The 15,666-nt window shown below is 72.3% G+C and carries 18 protein-coding genes; 10 read left to right on the top strand and 8 right to left on the bottom strand.

What is annotated here, in order from left to right; translation table 11 throughout:
• Positions 1-108 precede the first annotated feature (108 nt).
• The gene (locus tag KV381_RS08920) at positions 109-1,242 is read right to left on the bottom strand and encodes a hypothetical protein (RefSeq protein WP_098026370.1); all 1,134 of its coding nucleotides are present in this window, start codon (positions 1,240-1,242) and stop codon (positions 109-111) included.
• Positions 1,239-2,786: a hypothetical protein gene (locus tag KV381_RS08915; protein WP_218785020.1), complete on the bottom strand. Its 1,548-nt coding sequence runs from the start codon at positions 2,784-2,786 to the stop codon at positions 1,239-1,241. The genes KV381_RS08920 and KV381_RS08915 overlap by 4 nt, the downstream gene beginning before the upstream one ends.
• A 296-nt stretch (positions 2,787-3,082) precedes the next feature.
• Between KV381_RS08915 and KV381_RS08910 the strand changes: the two genes are divergently transcribed.
• A complete protein-coding gene (locus tag KV381_RS08910) occupies positions 3,083-3,997 on the top strand; it encodes a Gfo/Idh/MocA family protein (protein ID WP_098027397.1) in 915 nt (304 codons plus the stop codon).
• Here the strand turns inward: KV381_RS08910 and KV381_RS08905 are convergent.
• Complete coding sequence (locus KV381_RS08905) at positions 3,951-5,495, bottom strand: PLP-dependent aminotransferase family protein (protein WP_218785019.1); 1,545 nt, start codon at positions 5,493-5,495, stop codon at positions 3,951-3,953. The two genes, KV381_RS08910 and KV381_RS08905, sit on opposite strands and share 47 nt — an antisense overlap.
• Positions 5,496-5,542: 47 nt before the next feature.
• Here KV381_RS08905 and KV381_RS08900 point away from each other — a divergent pair, with 47 nt between their 5' ends.
• Positions 5,543-6,067: a carboxymuconolactone decarboxylase family protein gene (locus KV381_RS08900; protein ID WP_218785018.1), complete on the top strand. Its 525-nt coding sequence runs from the start codon at positions 5,543-5,545 to the stop codon at positions 6,065-6,067.
• Positions 6,068-6,223: 156 nt separating this feature from the next.
• Here KV381_RS08900 and KV381_RS08895 read toward each other — a convergent pair whose 3' ends face one another.
• Entirely contained in the window at positions 6,224-6,589 is a 366-nt protein-coding gene (locus tag KV381_RS08895; RefSeq protein WP_030622574.1) for an ArsC/Spx/MgsR family protein, read from the bottom strand.
• A gap of 119 nt (positions 6,590-6,708) precedes the next feature.
• Between KV381_RS08895 and KV381_RS08890 the strand changes: the two genes are divergently transcribed.
• The 3 genes from KV381_RS08890 (at position 6,709) to KV381_RS08880 (ending at position 8,478) form a co-directional block, all read left to right on the top strand.
• Positions 6,709-7,014 carry a hypothetical protein gene (locus tag KV381_RS08890; protein WP_030080781.1) on the top strand — a complete coding sequence of 102 codons (306 nt, stop codon included), beginning with the start codon at positions 6,709-6,711 and terminating at the stop codon, positions 7,012-7,014.
• 126 nt (positions 7,015-7,140) lie between these two features.
• On the top strand, positions 7,141-7,614 hold the full coding sequence (locus KV381_RS08885; RefSeq protein WP_218785017.1) for a hypothetical protein: 474 nt from the start codon (positions 7,141-7,143) through the stop codon (positions 7,612-7,614).
• Positions 7,615-7,647: 33 nt separating this feature from the next.
• Entirely contained in the window at positions 7,648-8,478 is an 831-nt protein-coding gene (locus KV381_RS08880; protein ID WP_030080776.1) for a M55 family metallopeptidase, read from the top strand.
• Positions 8,479-8,537: 59 nt separating this feature from the next.
• On the opposite strand, the gene KV381_RS08875 is transcribed toward KV381_RS08880, so the two are convergent.
• Complete coding sequence (locus tag KV381_RS08875) at positions 8,538-9,596, bottom strand: phosphotransferase (RefSeq protein ID WP_218785016.1); 1,059 nt, start codon at positions 9,594-9,596, stop codon at positions 8,538-8,540.
• 153 nt (positions 9,597-9,749) lie between these two features.
• Between KV381_RS08875 and cpt the strand changes: the two genes are divergently transcribed.
• Positions 9,750-10,283: a chloramphenicol phosphotransferase CPT gene (gene cpt / locus KV381_RS08870; protein ID WP_218785015.1), complete on the top strand. Its 534-nt coding sequence runs from the start codon at positions 9,750-9,752 to the stop codon at positions 10,281-10,283.
• A gap of 60 nt (positions 10,284-10,343) precedes the next feature.
• Positions 10,344-10,910 (top strand): GNAT family N-acetyltransferase, encoded by a 567-nt coding sequence (locus tag KV381_RS08865; RefSeq protein ID WP_086777927.1) that lies wholly within the window; start codon positions 10,344-10,346, stop codon positions 10,908-10,910.
• Positions 10,911-10,946: 36 nt separating this feature from the next.
• Here the strand turns inward: KV381_RS08865 and KV381_RS08860 are convergent, their stop codons facing one another.
• Positions 10,947-11,363 carry a hypothetical protein gene (locus KV381_RS08860; RefSeq protein ID WP_050504705.1) on the bottom strand — a complete coding sequence of 139 codons (417 nt, stop codon included), beginning with the start codon at positions 11,361-11,363 and terminating at the stop codon, positions 10,947-10,949.
• A gap of 187 nt (positions 11,364-11,550) precedes the next feature.
• Here KV381_RS08860 and KV381_RS08855 point away from each other — a divergent pair, with 187 nt between their 5' ends.
• Positions 11,551-11,967 carry a hypothetical protein gene (locus KV381_RS08855; RefSeq protein ID WP_218785014.1) on the top strand — a complete coding sequence of 139 codons (417 nt, stop codon included), beginning with the start codon at positions 11,551-11,553 and terminating at the stop codon, positions 11,965-11,967.
• A gap of 107 nt (positions 11,968-12,074) precedes the next feature.
• Complete coding sequence (locus KV381_RS08850; RefSeq protein ID WP_030622587.1) at positions 12,075-12,467, top strand: hypothetical protein; 393 nt, start codon at positions 12,075-12,077, stop codon at positions 12,465-12,467.
• 205 nt (positions 12,468-12,672) lie between these two features.
• Here the strand turns inward: KV381_RS08850 and glnA are convergent, their stop codons facing one another.
• On the bottom strand, positions 12,673-14,082 hold the full coding sequence (gene glnA, locus KV381_RS08845; RefSeq protein ID WP_030080762.1) for a type I glutamate--ammonia ligase: 1,410 nt from the start codon (positions 14,080-14,082) through the stop codon (positions 12,673-12,675).
• 294 nt (positions 14,083-14,376) lie between these two features.
• Between glnA and KV381_RS08840 the strand changes: the two genes are divergently transcribed.
• A complete protein-coding gene (locus tag KV381_RS08840) occupies positions 14,377-14,784 on the top strand; it encodes an RDD family protein (protein WP_030080760.1) in 408 nt (135 codons plus the stop codon).
• Between the two features lie 114 nt (positions 14,785-14,898).
• Here KV381_RS08840 and KV381_RS08835 read toward each other — a convergent pair whose 3' ends face one another.
• A complete protein-coding gene (locus KV381_RS08835; RefSeq protein ID WP_030080758.1) occupies positions 14,899-15,606 on the bottom strand; it encodes a DUF4191 domain-containing protein in 708 nt (235 codons plus the stop codon).
• Between the last annotated feature and the right edge of the window lie 60 nt (positions 15,607-15,666).

The raw sequence follows: 15,666 nt of genomic DNA, 5'->3' as shown, positions 1-15,666 counted from the left end.
TGAACCCCGTGTTACCGAGGTTTCCTCTGTTTTGCCCGTGCGGAACGAGGCATCTGATCCGCCTCCGGTCCACCCCTGATCCACCCCGTCACCGGCCGACCCGAACGCTCACACATGGCCCTTGAGCAGCGCCGAGAACCCGGCCGCCCGCAGCCGGCGCACCAGCTCCTCCCGGCTCGACCCCAGCGCGGCGGCCGCCGTGTCCAGGTGCCAGTCGGCCCCGGCCACGGTCCGCAGCAGATGGCCGCGGCGGATCTGCGCGTCGGAGAGCCGGAACGTCTTGAGGTAGGCGACCCGCCCCCGGTGATCGGTGATCGTCTCCCCGATGTGCTGCCCGCCCGTGTCCCGGACGAACGGCGGCAGAAAACGCCACAGAGTGAAGGACGTCATCCGGTACACCTGGTCGAACGTGTACGAGGAGTCCAGCAGCTCCCGCGCGAACACGGTGTCGTGCGCCTCCTCCCACACCCGCTCCTGAGCCCGCGCGGCCGCCCGCAGCCCGCCGAGGTCCCGGATGTGCTCCTCGCCCCCGATCCGCACCGGCAGCTCCGGCACCGGCGCCCCGTACAGCGCGTACTGGTGCACCAGCTCCCCGTAGAGGTCCTCCACCAGCGAGGCGTGCAGAAGGCGGTAGTCGTCCGGGTGCGGGACGACGAAGGCGGCGGCGAGCGCGTCGGAGACGTACACCATCACCCCGCACTGGCCCGGGTGGATCTCGAAGATCCGCAGCGCGTCCGCGAGCCCGCGCACCGAGCGCCCGAGGTACGCGTCCTCGGCGCGCGGCGAGAGCCCGTCGCGCAGGGCCGTGCGCGACCACTCCTCCCAGGCGGTCGACGGACCGCCGAAGTGCAGCGCGAGATAGCCCTCCAGCGCCAGATGCAGCGGCAGGAACCGCAAGCGGTCGCCGGGCCGCCGCTTGGCCATCCGGTGATGCGGCAGCGGCGGCAGCACGGCGGCCCGGGGCGCGCCGCCCCCGCCGAACTGGGTGCCGTACGCGGCCGACTGCCGGCCCGCCTCCGGGCCGTCCTCGTCCGACCAGTCGGCGACCAGACCGTGCGGAATGTACGAGACATAGCGCTCCCGCGGCCCGAGCTCGACGATCCCCGCGCCCAGGCCCTCGTACACCTCGCGGTGCAGCCGCAGCCCCGCCACCGGCTCCGCGCGGACCAGCGGGACGAGCCGGACGCCGCCCCACACCTGCGAGGGCCGGGCGGTGAGCCCGGTCAGCTCCAGCCGGTTCACCGGACCACCGCCCCTTCCGCTTCTCCTTCTGCTTCTCCGGTGAACCGGGCCACGCGCCGGTCCAGATACGCGTACAGCTCCGCCGGCCCCGTACGCCCCTCCGCGAACCGGGCGATCTCCACCAGGGCGGGCAGATCCTCCGCGTCCCGGATCCCGGCGGTCGCCACCCCCGCCGCCAGCCGCCGCACATCGAAACCCTCGGCGTCGTATACGGGGTTGACGTGCACCACGGCCGTCCGCCGCTCCGGATCCAGCCGGCGCCGCCACACCCGCAGCACCTCGCCCGCGAGCCCGGCCGGGGCGTTGTCCCAGCCGTCCGAGACGATCACCAGCCGGTCCGGGGCCGCCCCGCCGGGACCCGGCTCCAGCGCGTCCAGGACCCGCATCCCCAGCGGGGTCGGCCCCCACGGGCGTACGAGCAGGGCGTCGCCCGCGCCCGAGGTCCACAGCCCCCGGTACGCGCCGGGCGCGGCGAGCGCCTCCAGCAGATGGTGACAGGCCAGCGCCACGGCGAGCGGCCGCCGCCGCTTCTGCCCCGAACCGGACGAGGAGAAGCTGTCGTCCAGCACCGCGTGCACCCGCCCCCAGCTCCCCGCTTGTGCGCCCGCCGCCCGGCGGGCCGCCGCGCGCAGGGCGCCGGTCAGTTCGGCCCGCCGCTCGGACCGCTGCTCGAAGCCGAGCGACAGCACATACAGGGCGATCCGGGTCAGCGGCATCACGGTCAGATCCACCTGCGCGGCCGCCGGAGCGTTCGGCCGCCGGTCGGCCGCCGCCCGCTGCTCCTGGGTACGCAGCCGCTCCAGCCGGGTCATCCGGGGCGCGGCCCGCTTCAGGAACACCTCGCGCTTCATCCCGTGCTTGGCGGCGAACCCCTCCGCGACGGTGAACGGCAGCTCGGCCACCGCCCCCTGCTCGTAGTGGGCGCGCCGCCAGGCGTCGAGCAGCCCGTGCTCGTAGCGGGGCAGCCGCCCCGGCCGGAACAGGAACGCCCCGACCTCGGCGAGCGGCGCGGCCCCCTCCGGGCAGGGCAGATGGATGTGCCGGGCGGCGGTCTTCAGCCCGGCGCGGTACTTCACGGCGTCATGGCCCAGATCCGGCCGGGCCGCCAGCCAGTCCCGCATGATCGCGCGGGTCCGCCGGTTGTTGACTCCGGCCCGGCGCAGCTCGCCGAAGAGCCGGTAGACGCGCGGCGGCGGCAGCAACGCCAGCCGGGCGGCGATGAGCCGGCCCTCGGTACGCCGCTCCTCGGGGCTCGCCTCGCCCGCCGTCTCCAGCAGCCGGCGCACGATGAGCGCCGCGTTGTGGTGGTTGATGTCCAGAGCCAGCGAAGCGGCGTACACCCGGCGGTAGTTGACCCGTACGTAGGCGTGCAGGAAGTCCAGGGAGAGCTGCTGGTCGGCGGCGCCGGAGCGGAACTCGCGCTGCCCGGTCGCGGTGATCGCCGCGTTCACGAAGAGCAGGACGTCCTCAGCGGCGACGAGGTCGGCGACGCGGCCGGCGACGAGGTCGGCGACGCGGTCGGCAGGGCTTTCGGTCGTGTTCATGGTCGTCCCCCGGGAGGCTGGAGTGCCGGCCGGGGAATGGAGGCGCGAACAACGAAATCATCGCTTCACAGGCAAGTCCCGGGAGTCGCGCCGGAGTCCCGCGGCCGGCCCCGGAAACGTAGCGGGGCAAGGCCGCTTCGCGCCACCGCATTCGGGGTCCGGGTGCCTTCCGGGGCGTGGCGGCGTGCGGGGCCGGGCATCCTGGCCCGGTGCCTGCCCGGGCCGGCGGGCGAGCGGGCGCGTGAACGCCCCGGCCCCCTGCCCGGCCGCCCGCCGCACCCGGCACACTGGCACGCATGACGACTGCAGGCACCACACCTCTGCGCATCGGCCTCCTCGGCACCGGCCCCTGGGCCCGCAACACCCAGGCCCCCGCGCTCGCCGCCCACCCCGGCGTCGAGCTGAGCGGGGTGTGGGGCCGCCGCGCCGAGGCGGCGGACGCCCTCGCCGCCGCGCACGGGACGCGCGCGTACACCGGTGAGGAGGGCATCGACGCGCTCCTGGAGGCGAGCGACGCGGTGGCCTTCGCGCTGCCGCCGGACGTGCAGGCCCCGCTCGCGGTCCGGGCGGCGGAGGCGGGCTGCCACCTCCTGATGGACAAGCCGGTCGCCACGACGGTGGCCGGGGCCCGCGCGGTGGCCGATGCGGCGGAGAAGTCGGGGGTGGCCTCGGTCGTCTTCTGCACGCTGCGCTTCGCGCCCGAGACCTCCGCGTGGATCGCCGAACAGGCGGCGGTGGACGGCTGGTTCACGGCCCGCGCCCAGTGGCTCGGCTCGCTCTACGCCGCGGGTTCGAGCAGCGAGTACGCGGACTCCCCGTGGCGGCGCGAGAAGGGCGGCCTGTGGGACGTCGGCCCGCACGCGCTCTCCGTGCTGATCCCGGTCCTGGGCGACGTCGAGCGCCTGACCGCCGCCCGGGGTCCGGCCGACACCACGCATCTGATCCTGCGCCACACTTCGGGCGCGTCCAGCACGGTGACGCTCGGGCTGAGCGCCCCGCCCGGCGCGGCGGGCGTCGAGATCGAGTTCCGGGGCGAGCGGGGCACGGCGTCGATCCCCGGCTGGGCGGGCGCGGAGACCGCGTTCCGGGGTGCGGTGGACGCCCTGGCCGAAGCGGTACGTACGGGGGTGCCGCACGCCTGCGACGCGCGCTTCGGCCGCCACCTCACGGAGCTGCTGGCGGCTGCGGAGGAGCAGGCACAGGCGGGCTGACCGGCGGCAGGGAGCGGCACAGGGCGTCGAGCGCCTCCGGGTAGGCGGATTCGGCGGGGGTCGCGTACCCGACGACGAGCCCGTCGCGGTGGGGGACGGGGGAGGTGGCGGCGGTACGTGTGGATCGGAGGGAGGCACCGGCGGTACCGGTGGTACGGAGGGAAGCAGCGGCGGTACCGGTGGAACGGGAGGGGCGTCCCGCCCCCGGGTGCCGGTAGACGCCCAGGCCCTCCACCGCCAGCCCCTGCCAGGCCGCCGCCCGGACCGCCGACCGCTCGGTGCCGGGCGGCAGCTCCAGCACCGCGTGCAGCCCGGCCGCGATCCCGGTGACCCGGACGTGCGGGGCCCGCGCATGCAGAGCGGCCACCAACTGGTCCCGGCGGCGGCGGTGGCGCTGCCGCATCCGGCGCACCTGCCGGTCGTACGCGCCCGACTCGACGAAGTCCGCGAGCGTCAACTGCTCGGTGGCGCTGGAGAACTGCTCCCGTTCGCCCTTGGCCGCGACGACGGGGGCGACGAGCCGCTGGGGCAGCACCATCCACCCGATCCGCAAGGCAGGCGAAAGGCTCTTGCTCACCGACCCCACCAGCACGACATGCTCGGGATCGAGCCCCTGGACGGCCCCCACGGGCTGCCGGTCGTAGCGGAACTCCCCGTCGTAGTCGTCCTCGACGACGAGCCCGCCGGTGGACCGGGCCCAGTCGACGACGGCCGCCCGCCGCGCGGGGTGCAGCGGCCCGCCGGTGGGGAACTGATGGGCGGGCGTGAGGAGGACGGCACGGTCGTGGCGGGTGAGCCCGTCGACCCGGGCGCCGTCCGCGTCCACGCCGAGCGGCCGGGTGCCGACCCCGTGCGAGGCGAGGATCTCGCGGTGGAAGGGCAGCCCGTACTCCTCCGCCGCCCACGGACCGCCGACCACCTCCGCGAGGAGCCGCAGCCCGTGCGCGGCCCCCGAGCACAGGACGATCCGTTCCGGCGCGGCCCGCACCCCGCGCACCCGGGCCAGATAGCCGGCCAGGGCCCGCCGCAGCTCGGGCCGCCCGTGCGGATCGCCGGGCCCGAACGCGTCGTCGGGGGCGGCGGCCAGCGCCCGCCGCGCCGAGGCCAGCCAGGCGGTGCGCGGGAAGACCGAGGGGTCCGGCTGCCCCTGGACCAGGTCATGGACCGGGCGGGCCGGGCGCTCGGGGGTACGCGGCCGATGCGCCGGGGTCACCGGGACGGCCCGCTCGGCGACCCGCGTCCCCGACCCCTGCCGGGCCGCCAGCCACCCTTCCGCGACCAGCTCCGCGTACGCGTCGGCGACGGTGTTGCGGGCCAGGCCCAGGTCGGCGGCGAGCGAACGGTAGGGCGGCAGCCGGGTGCCCGGGGCGAGCCGCCCGCTGCGCACGGCCTCGCGCAGCGCGGCCATCAGGAGGGCCCGGCGATTGCCCGTACCGGAGAGCTCCAGCGGCAGATCGCTGCCCAGGATCTCCGCGGAATTGACCCATGAATCCGTCATAGAAGTGCACCCCACACCCAGTCACCGATAGCCCTAGATTCGTACCCATGACGACGACGGAGATCAAGACGAACGACCGCACCGCCACCGAGGCCACCACCGTCCGGCCCAACACGGCCACGACCACACCCCGGCTGAACTTCGCGAAGGCGGCCCCGAAGGCGTTCCGGGCCGTGATCGGCCTGGACGCGGCGGCCCGCGAGGGCCTGGACCCGACCCTGGTCGAACTGGTCCAGATCCGCGCCTCGCACCTGAACCGGTGCGCGTACTGCCTGCACATGCACACCACGGACGCACGCAAGGCGGGCGAGAGCGAGGAGCGCCTGCACATGGTCGCGGTGTGGCAGGAGGCGGACCACTTCTTCACGGAGAAGGAGCAGGCCGCCCTCGCCCTGACGGACACGGTCACGAGGATCGGCGACGCGGGCGTGCCGGACGAGGTCTACGACCGGGCGGCGGCCCACTTCGACGAGGAGGAGCTGGCCCACCTGCTGGCCCTGATCTTCACGATCAACACGTGGAACCGCATCGCCCTGTCCACGGCGAAGCGAGCGGGCACGGACGAACGCTGAGGCGGTACGGCACGGCTGCACGGACTCTCATCCGGGCCACGGGCCACGGGCCACGGGCCACGGGCCCACGGCCTTCAGGCACCACGGCCTTCAGGCACCACGGCCTTCAGGCACCCACACCCTCAGGCACCCACACCCTCAGGCACCACGCGGTCTTCAGGCGCCACGCCCCAGAGCGTCCCGCACGGCTTCCTCGCTCCGTGCCACCACGGCCGTGCCGTCCTCGGCGGTGATGATCGGCCGCTGGATGAGCTTCGGGTGCTCCGACAGCGCGACGATCCACCGCTCCCGCGCACCGGCGTCCCGGGGCCACTCCTTGAGGCCCAGCTCCTTCGCCGCCGCCTCCTGCGTCCGCGTGATGTCCCACGGCTCCAGACCGAGCCGGTCCAGCACGGCCCGGATCTCCTCCGGCGACGGCACGTCCTCCAGGTAACGGCGGACGGTGTAATCGGCCCCTTCGGCGTCCAGCAGAGTGAGTGCGCTGCGGCACTTGGAACAGGCGGGATTGATCCAGATCTCCATGGGGCCAAGGTTACGCGAGGGGCTGCCGAAATGGCCTCTGGCCAGGGGCGATTGTCAGTGGGGGGCAGTAAAATGGAGGGAGTTCGTGAGGGTTCCACCACGCTGCCAGGAGGATGCCGATGGCCGTCGCCACAGTCACGACCGAGCCGCTCGACCGACAGCTCCCGATGCCCTTCCACCCGCCGCTTCCCGCGCCGCCCGCGAAGAAGCGGCTGCCCGCGGGCCGCCCCCGCGAGTGGTACGTCTCCCACAACCGCCGCCTCAAGGCCATGCGCCTGGCCATCGCCCTGCTCGACAGCGGGGTCTACCAGCCCTCCAGCGCCGGCAACCACCGGATACGGATCACCGCCGAGCGCCTGGGCATCCACCCGCCGTCCGACACCACCTGCCGCATGGTCCGCGCCCTGATCCGCTACGGGCGCTGACGCACAGCCCCGGCCTGCCGTTGTGCCCCCGGACCGTCTCGTCCGGGGGCACCCGGCTGCCGGGCTCCGCCCGTGCGGGACCATGGCCCCCTGACCGCACAAGGACTCGGGCGAAGGGGCATCACCATGGCAGCCGATCTCTGGACTTCGGCCCTGTCGCTCGCCGGTGTCGCCCTGGGCGGCGGCCTGACGGCTCTCGCCCAGCGCGCCACCCAGCGCTCGGCGGAACGCGTCGAGGAGCGCCGCCAGGCGGTGGCGACGACGGAGAGCCGCCGGGCCGAACAGATCGACGTGCTCAAGGAGTTCGTCACCTGCGCCCAGGCCGCGGAACGGGCCGCCTACCGCCGCCCCGACCCGTGGGGCGACGACGAGGACGGCTGGATGACGGAGACGGGCCCGGTGATGACCGCGCTGTGGACCGCGTCCGGCAATGTCACGCTCCTGTGCGCGGAGGCACTGCGCGAGCCGGTGAGGACGTACGGCCACGCGCTGAACGCCGCCGTGTGGCGCGACATCGGGGACGTCGAGGTCAACGAGCACCTGGAGGAGGCCAAGACGGCGTTCATGAACGCGGCACGGGCGAGCCTCGCCGGCTCCTGACCCGGTGAGGGCGACGGGTAGGATCCCAGCCCCATGAAGGCACTCATCTCCGTCGACATGGAAGGCGTCTCGGGCATCGTCCACCCCTCCGAGACGAACCCCGAGCGTGACGACTACCAGCGCGGCCGGGAGCTGATGACGGCCGACGCGAACGCGGTGATCGCGGGCGTCCTGGACGCCGAACCCACGGCCGACGTCCTGGTGGCGGACGCGCACGGCACCTTCCGCAACCTCCTGCCGGAGCGACTCGACCGCCGCGCCCGCCTGGTCCGGGGCAAGCCGCGCACGCTGAACATGCTCGCCGGGCTCGACGCGGAGACCGACGCGGCGCTGTTCGTCGGCTACCACGTGCGGGCGGGGGAGGGCCCGGGCGTGCTGGCGCACACGATGAACGACGCGATCCTCGACGTACGGGTGGCCGGCCGCTCGCTGGGCGAGATCGGACTCAACGCCGCGATGGCCGGCCACCTCGGCGTACCGGTCGTCCTGCTCAGCGGCGACGACGCGGCCTGCGCCGAGGCGGCCGACCTGATCCCCGAGGCGGTCACCGTCCCGGTCAAGGAGGCGCTGGGCGCGGCGGCCGCGGTGACCCTGCACCCGGAGGAGGCGGGGGACCGGTTGCGCCGGGCGGCGGCGGACGCGATCACGCGCCGCGCGGAGATCCCTCCCCTGACGCTCGCCCCCGCCCCGCTGGACGTGGAGGTCGACCTCGCGGGCGCGCACACGGTCGACCTGGCGACCCTCGTCCCGGGCGTCTCGCGCGCGGCGGGCGCCCGTACGGTCACGTTCACGGCCCCCGACTACGCGACGGCGTACCGCCTGATCCTGCTGCTCGCGCAACTGGCCACGATCAGGCCCGCCTAGGGCCTGTCGTGCCGATCAGGCCAGGCTCGCGGGGTCCGGCCTGATCGACAGGACACCGCCTAGTACCAAGGGCGGGTGTCGTGCGTGGGCAGCGGCCGCAGTTCCGGCCAGCGCGCCAACAGGCGCACGGCCAGGGCGGAGCTGAGGCGGCCCACCGCGAACAGGTGGTCGTGGTCGCGGGTCATGTCGGCGACCACGCCGAGGCGATGGACCAGTCGCTCGCGGGCGGAGACGAAGCCCCACTCGAAGTCCTCGGTGGGTACGCGAGCGAGCTGGTCGACCGTCCCGCGGTGGGCCCGCTCGACGAGCGCGTCCCCCTGGATCAGCCAGCCGGCGCACGCGTCGGCGAGGTCGCCCGGCACATCTCTGCCGGTGAGGCCGCGCCAGGTGGTTCGGTAGATGTCCTCGACCTCCGCGAGCGGGGCCGCGGTGACCGACATCGCGCACCAGCAGGTGGGGAAGCCGATGCGGAAGTAGGCGAGTTCGACCAGGCCGTTGCCGAGCGAGGCCCGTTCGAAGTCGACGAAACGGACACCGTCGGCGGTCCGCAGATCGTTGCCGGGGCATGGGTCGCCGTGCAGCAGCGCATGATGCGGGGAGGGGTTCAACCGGTCCACGAGAGCGGTGAGTTCATCGAGCACCGCGGACGGGACGGGCACGTCGAACGTACGGGCCAGGGCGAGGAAGGACTCCGCGTCGGCGGCCGTGGGTCCCGGCCAGGCCGGGAGTGCGCCCTCGTCGGCGGGTCCGGTCAGGGCGTGCAGTCGGGCGAGCGACTCGGCGTACCCCGGCATCCAGTCGTCCGTCCTGCCGAGGTCGTCGACATGCTCGAGGACCATCACCCGCGAGGGCGGGTCCGTGGCGAGCACCGCGGGAGCCACGGCGGGCCCGCTCGTCCGTCCCGCCAGGCGCAGCCCGGCCACCTCCCGCGCGAAGCGCGTGTCGGCGTCGGCGCGGGTGTCCCCGCCGTCGGTGATCTGCTTGACGACGACCTGACTCCGGTCGGCAAGCCGGACCCGCCACACCCGTGACCGCGGACTGCTGTCCAGGAGCTCGCTCCGGTCGGGGACGCCCACGGTGGAGCGCAACACTTCGTCGAACGGAAGCCGGTTGGGCATGCGGTCGAGCCTAAGGGCTGTCCCGCACTTCCGCACGCGCGCGGGAGCCGCGGTCCGGGTCGATCCCCGTTCCCGGACGCGCCCGGGGCCGCGCGTGGCGAAGGCCCCCGAAAACGCCTCGAACACGGCCCCGGTTGCCTCTAACGTGTCCGGGTGACAACCCAAGTGATCGTGCTGAACGGCGGCTCCAGCTCCGGCAAGTCCGGCATCGTACGTTGCCTCCAGGCGGAGTTGCCGACCCCGTGGCTCGCCGCCGCGATCGACACCTTCGTGGACTCCCTGCCCGCGTCCCTGAGGTCGGCAGGCGAAGGCATCGAGTTCGCGGCGGACGGCGGCGTGACCGTCGGCGAGGAGTTCCGGAGACTGGAGGCGGCCTGGCGCGAGGGCGTGGCCGCGATGGCGCGGGCGGGAGCGAACGTCATCGTCGACGACGTGTTCCTCGGCGGCCCGGCCTCCCAGGAAGGGTGGCGCAAGGCGCTGACGGGCCTGAACGTCCTGTGGGTGGGCGTCCACTGCGAAGGCGCGGTCGCGGAGGCCCGCGGCATCGCCCGGGGCGACCGCCCGAAGGGCATGGCCGCGGTACAGGCGGAGACGGTCCACCGGGGCGTGACGTACGACCTGGAGGTGGACACCACGCACACGGAGTCCCTGACCGTCGCGCGAGCGATCTCCCCCCACGTAACCTGACCGACCGACGCACCGACCGACCTGACCGCCCCCTGCATGCACGCACCAGTCTGGAGCCCGATGAGCGACCTGTGGACCGGCGAGAGGGTACGCCTGCGGGGCATCGAACCGCAGGACTGGGAGGGCTTCCGGGCCCTGGCCCTGCACACCGTGGACGCCCGCAACGCCGACGTGGTCGAACCCCCGCGCTCGGACGAGAGCTTCCGCGCCTGGGCCGCCGAACGCGCCGGCCGCACCCCGAACCCGGCCTCGTACCAACTGGTCATCGAGACCCGCTTCGAGCACGCCTTCGTGGGCGCGGTGTCGGTCGGCGAGACGGACGCGAGGGCGGGCCGCTTCCGTACGGGCATCGAGGTCACCCGCGAACACCGCCGCCAGGGCTACGCGGCCGAGGCCACCGAACTGGTCCTCACCTACATGTTCGCCGAACAGCGCTGCCACAAGTGCGAGGTGGAGGTCTACGCCTTCAACGACGCCTCGCTGGCCCTCTACCGCAAACTCGGCTTCGTGGAGGAGGGCCGCCTGCGCCAGCACGAGTTCTTCGCGGGCACGTACCACGACGTGGTCCTGCTGGGCATCACGGCGGACGAGTACTGGGCGGGGCGGACGCGGCCCTCACTGCGCTGACGCCGCGCCCACGCCACCCGTACGGACCCCTGACGATCAGTGGGCCCGCTGCCCCGTCGAGGCGGCGGAACTCGCGAACTCGAACTTGAAGTGGGTGCCGTCCAGTACGTCGCTGGCGATGACCTTCCACTGACCCGCCGTGGTGGTCTTGTACGCGCTCTGGCAGTAGTTGAGACCACCGCTGCTGCTGTAGAAGCAGACCCGCACCCTGCGGCTGGTGTTGGTCTTGATGTTGATGTCGGCACAGTTGCCGGTCGTGAAGTACGTGACGCTCTGCGGCTGGAGGAAGGCGCCCGACGGCTTGCTGTAGCTCCATGCGCTGCCGTAGCAGGACTGGGCGACGACATCCCCCTGGCCGGTCGCGCCTGCCGTACCGGCCGCACCGCCGACGAGACCGGCTCCGGCGAGCGTGCCGGTCATGGCGACGGCGAGGAGACGCTTGCGGATCTGCATGAGAACCCCCGTGTTGTCGATGCCTGCGGCCCGACCCCCGTTGAACCGGGCCGAAGGTCACCGGCGACCACGATGGCGGACCGGGCCCGGGTGCGGTACCTGGAATGTTGTAGGTACGGCCCGCTCCGCCCGCCCGCCACAGTGGCGGGAACCGCACGTCAGTACACCCAACGGGGAAGGGCCCTCCATGAACCTCCACAAGCGGTTCGCCACCGCCGCCATGACCGGCGCGCTCATCGGCGGTGGCCTGCTCGCCACCGGCAGCGCCACCGCGGCCACCCCGGGGGAGGTGGTCGCCCAGTCCTGCTACGGCAACGCCAAGACCTATACGAAGGCGGCGGGCACGCAGATCTACCCGAACTACCCCACGTTCAACTACCTCAAGACGACGAGCAGCTGCGCCGACATCAACATCAAGACCGGCACGGACCGTTACGTGAAGGTCTGCTTCCTCCCGCAGAGTGGTGGCAGGAGCTGCCAGGCCGACTACAAGCTCGCGAAGGCGGGCAGCTGGAAAGTGATCGCCACGAACGTCAAGGACAACACGCAGTACCAGTTCCACTTCCGGAGCGACGCCAAGTCGTCAGGCTCGTACGCTTCTTGACCGGACCGGACCGAACAGTTCACCTTCGTGGTCGGCACCGGCGGCGTGCTTCGGCCGGCTCCCCGACGCAGCGCCGCCGCATGACCTGCGCTGCTAGCGTCCCCCACGTGAACGACAGCGTGTACGTGGGCAACGCGGGCAAGGATGCGGCACTGGACCGAGGATGGCTCCTCGGCCACTTCAAGGACGCCGACGACCCGCGCCACAGCGAGGCCGTGGAGATCAAATGGGGCGTCCACCCGCGTGGGGACGCGCGAGCGCAGTGGGTGAGGGGCGAGGAACGCACGGCTCTCCTCGTCCTCATCAGTGGCCGCTTCCGCGTCGAACTGCCGGGCCGTGACGTCCTGCTGGCGGAGCAGGGCGACTACGTCGTGTGGGGGCGCGGAGTCGATCACTCATGGTTCGCGGAGGAGGAGTCGGTGGTCCTGACGGTCCGCTGGCCGTCCGTGCCGGGTTATGCGGTCCTGCCCGGTGACACCAGGGTGCCTGATTCCCGCTGACGTCGCCGTCGGGCAGAACCTCCTCCACCGGGCGGGCTTGCACCAGGCAGAGGCCCGGATCCTCGACGCTCCGGAGCCGGGAGACACCGGCACTCTCATCGTGCGAGCGAGGCGCGGCGCTCACTGTCCGGGACCATGAAGAAGGCCGTCGGCCGCACCCCCGGAGGGGTACGGCCGACGGCCCGCGGTCAGTGCGACCTGTGGCTCAGATGTCGAAGTACAGCTCGAACTCGTGCGGGTGCGGCCGCAGCTGGATCGGGGCGATCTCGTTCGTGCGCTTGTAGTCGATCCAGGTCTCGATCAGGTCCGACGTGAAGACGCCGCCCGCCTGGAGGTACTCGTTGTCCGCCTCCAGGGCGTCGAGCACGGCCGGGAGGGAGGTCGGGACCTGCTGGACGTTGGCGTGCTCCTCGGGAGCCAGCTCGTAGAGGTCCTTGTCGATCGGCTCGGCCGGCTCGATCTTGTTCTTCACGCCGTCCAGGCCCGCCATCAGCAGCGCGGAGAACGCGAGGTACGGGTTCGAGGACGGGTCCGGGGCGCGGAACTCGACGCGCTTGGCCTTCGGGTTCGAGCCGGTGATCGGGATGCGCATCGCGGCGGAACGGTTCCGCTGCGAGTACACCATGTTGACCGGGGCCTCGAAGCCGGGGACCAGGCGGTGGTAGGAGTTCACCGTCGGGTTGGTGAAGGCCAGCAGCGACGGGGCGTGCTTCAGGATGCCGCCGATGTAGTAGCGGGCCATGTCCGACAGGCCGGCGTAACCCTGCTCGTCGTAGAAGAGCGGCGAGCCGCCCTGCCACAGCGACTGGTGCACGTGCATGCCCGAGCCGTTGTCGCCGAAGATCGGCTTCGGCATGAAGGTCGCGGTCTTGCCATTGCGCCAGGCGACGTTCTTCACGATGTACTTGAAGAGCATCAGGTCGTCGGCCGCGGCGAGCAGCGTGTTGAACTTGTAGTTGATCTCCGCCTGGCCGGCCGTGCCGACCTCGTGGTGCTGGCGCTCGACCTGGAGGCCGTTCTTGTCCAGCTCCAGGGAGATCTCGGCCCGCAGGTCGGCGAAGTGGTCCACCGGCGGGGCCGGGAAGTAGCCGCCCTTGTAGCGGACCTTGTAGCCGCGGTTGTTCTCGACCGCACCGGTGTTCCAGGCGCCGGCCTCGGAGTCGATGTGGTAGAAGCTCTCGTTCGCCGACGTCTGGAAGCGGACGTTGTCGAAGACGTAGAACTCGGCCTCGGGGCCGAAGTACGCGGTGTCCGCGATGCCGGTCGAGGCGAGGTAGGCCTCGGCCTTCTTGGCGATGTTGCGCGGGTCACGGCTGTACTGCTCGCCCGTGATCGGGTCGTGGATGAAGAAGTTGATGTTGACGGTCTTGTCGCGGCGGAAGGGGTCCACCCGAGCCGTCGACAGGTCGGCGCGCAGCGCCATGTCGGACTCATGGATGGCCTGGAAGCCGCGGATCGACGAACCGTCGAAGGCCAGTTCCTCGGCCGGGTCGAAGGTCGCTGCCGGGATCGTGAAGTGCTGCATCACCCCGGGCAGGTCGCAGAACCGGACATCGATGAACTTGACGTCGTTGTCCGCTACGTACTTCTGCACTTCGTCGGCGTTCTGGAACATCCAACTCCTCCTACTCCCGGCCCGGGAGGGACGGGGTTGTAGCTCGTGGTGCGGCCAGTGCGGTGGCGCACGCTGGACCCGACCATAGGCAGGCGTGATTTCTCAAGCGTGACCCATTTGTTTCGCCCAAGTTAACCGGGGCGGTGGTGGGCGGCATCTCAGCGGCTGTCTCCGCGCGGCTGTTTCCGTGCCCCGCCCGGCCGGGGGCAAACATGGGCGCAGTACCGTGGACGGGTGGACAACAGGCAAGCAATCGGATCGTGGCTCTCGGGGCCCCGCGCGGCCGCCGAACAGATGGGCGCCGACTTCGGCTACCGGGGTAAGGGACTGGGGCTGCCCGAGGAGGGGCCCGGCTCGGTCGCTCCGCTCGGGCGGCGCTTCGGAGCCCTCTTCATCGACTGGTCGCTCTGCATGGTGATCGCATACGGGCTGTTCGCTCGCGGTGACCAGCAGGCGGCGGGGAACTGGGCGCTCGGGATCTTCCTCGTGATGAGCCTGCTGACCGTCGGGACCATCGGCTGCACCCCCGGGAAGCGGCTGCTGGGCGTGCGCGTCGTCGCCGAGGGCGGCGGCAGGCTCGGGTTCGTGCGGGTGGCCGTGCGGACCGTGCTGCTCCTGCTCGTCATCCCCGCGCTGGTCTGGGACCGCGACGGGCGTGGGCTGCACGACCGGCTGTCGCGGTCCGTGCAGGTGCGGATGTGACCCCCACCGCCCAGAAGCGTGAGGACCGCCTGGAGGCGTGAGAAACGGGGCGGCCCCGGGACCGTTCACCGGTCCGGGGCCGCCCCGTCGTGTTGCGTACGTCGGCCGCCGCCGTCAGCGCATCTTTCCGCCGCGCGGCATCCGCATGCCCTTGGGCATCGGGCCCTTCGGCAGTGGCATGTTGCTCATCAGGTCGCCCATCGCGCGCAGCCGGTCGTTGGTGGAGGTCACCTGCGGGCCGGTCAGGACGCGGGGGAGCTTCAGCATCTTGGTGCGGACCTTCTTCAGGGGCACCTGGCCCTCGCCGTTGCCGACGATGATGTCGTGCACCGGCACGTCCACCACGATGCGGGCCATCTTCTTCTTCTCGGCCGCCAGCAGGCTCTTCACCCGGTTCGGGTTGCCCTCCGCCACCAGGACGATGCCGGCCTTGCCGACCGCCCGGTGGACGACGTCCTGGCTGCGGTTCATCGCCACCGCGGGGGTGGTGGTCCAGCCGCGTCCGATCCGGTCCAGGACGGCGGCCGCCGCTCCGGGCTGGCCCTCCATCTGTCCGAAGGCCGCCCGCTCGGCGCGCCGGCCGAAGATGATCGCCATCGCGAGGACGGCCAGGACGAAGCCCAGGATGCCCAGATAGACCGGGTGACCGATCGCGAAGCCGATGCCGAGGAGGACACCGAACGTGAGGATTCCGACACCCGCGACGACAAGACCGATCTTGCTGTCGGTCCGCTTGGTCATCTTGTAGGTCAGGGCGATCTGCTTGAGCCGCCCTGCGTTCTCGGCGCTGTCCGCGCCTTCAGTTTTTGCCTTCCTCGCCATGTACCGAAGTTTACGTGGCGAGGGAGCGAGTCAGGAACGTGGGAGCGGTCCAGGAACGTG

This window comes from Streptomyces sp. WY228 (genome assembly GCF_019287315.1).
Lineage (GTDB): Bacteria > Actinomycetota > Actinomycetes > Streptomycetales > Streptomycetaceae > Streptomyces > Streptomyces caviscabies.
Note: the sequence above shows the minus strand (reverse complement) of the source record. Positions and strands in the feature narration are given on the sequence as shown.

Coding starts and splice junctions, on each gene's coding strand:
- KV381_RS08915 (WP_218785020.1), bottom strand. CDS start 2,786: ATGAACACGACCGAAAGCCCTGCCGACCGCGTCGCCGACCTCGTCGCC.
- KV381_RS08910 (WP_098027397.1), top strand. CDS start 3,083: ATGACGACTGCAGGCACCACACCTCTGCGCATCGGCCTCCTCGGCACC.
- KV381_RS08905 (WP_218785019.1), bottom strand. CDS start 5,495: ATGACGGATTCATGGGTCAATTCCGCGGAGATCCTGGGCAGCGATCTG.
- KV381_RS08900 (WP_218785018.1), top strand. CDS start 5,543: ATGACGACGACGGAGATCAAGACGAACGACCGCACCGCCACCGAGGCC.
- KV381_RS08895 (WP_030622574.1), bottom strand. CDS start 6,589: ATGGAGATCTGGATCAATCCCGCCTGTTCCAAGTGCCGCAGCGCACTC.
- KV381_RS08890 (WP_030080781.1), top strand. CDS start 6,709: ATGGCCGTCGCCACAGTCACGACCGAGCCGCTCGACCGACAGCTCCCG.
- KV381_RS08885 (WP_218785017.1), top strand. CDS start 7,141: ATGGCAGCCGATCTCTGGACTTCGGCCCTGTCGCTCGCCGGTGTCGCC.
- KV381_RS08880 (WP_030080776.1), top strand. CDS start 7,648: ATGAAGGCACTCATCTCCGTCGACATGGAAGGCGTCTCGGGCATCGTC.
- KV381_RS08875 (WP_218785016.1), bottom strand. CDS start 9,596: ATGCCCAACCGGCTTCCGTTCGACGAAGTGTTGCGCTCCACCGTGGGC.
- KV381_RS08865 (WP_086777927.1), top strand. CDS start 10,344: ATGAGCGACCTGTGGACCGGCGAGAGGGTACGCCTGCGGGGCATCGAA.
- KV381_RS08860 (WP_050504705.1), bottom strand. CDS start 11,363: ATGCAGATCCGCAAGCGTCTCCTCGCCGTCGCCATGACCGGCACGCTC.
- KV381_RS08855 (WP_218785014.1), top strand. CDS start 11,551: ATGAACCTCCACAAGCGGTTCGCCACCGCCGCCATGACCGGCGCGCTC.
- glnA (WP_030080762.1), bottom strand. CDS start 14,082: ATGTTCCAGAACGCCGACGAAGTGCAGAAGTACGTAGCGGACAACGAC.
- KV381_RS08840 (WP_030080760.1), top strand. CDS start 14,377: ATGGGCGCCGACTTCGGCTACCGGGGTAAGGGACTGGGGCTGCCCGAG.
- KV381_RS08835 (WP_030080758.1), bottom strand. CDS start 15,606: ATGGCGAGGAAGGCAAAAACTGAAGGCGCGGACAGCGCCGAGAACGCA.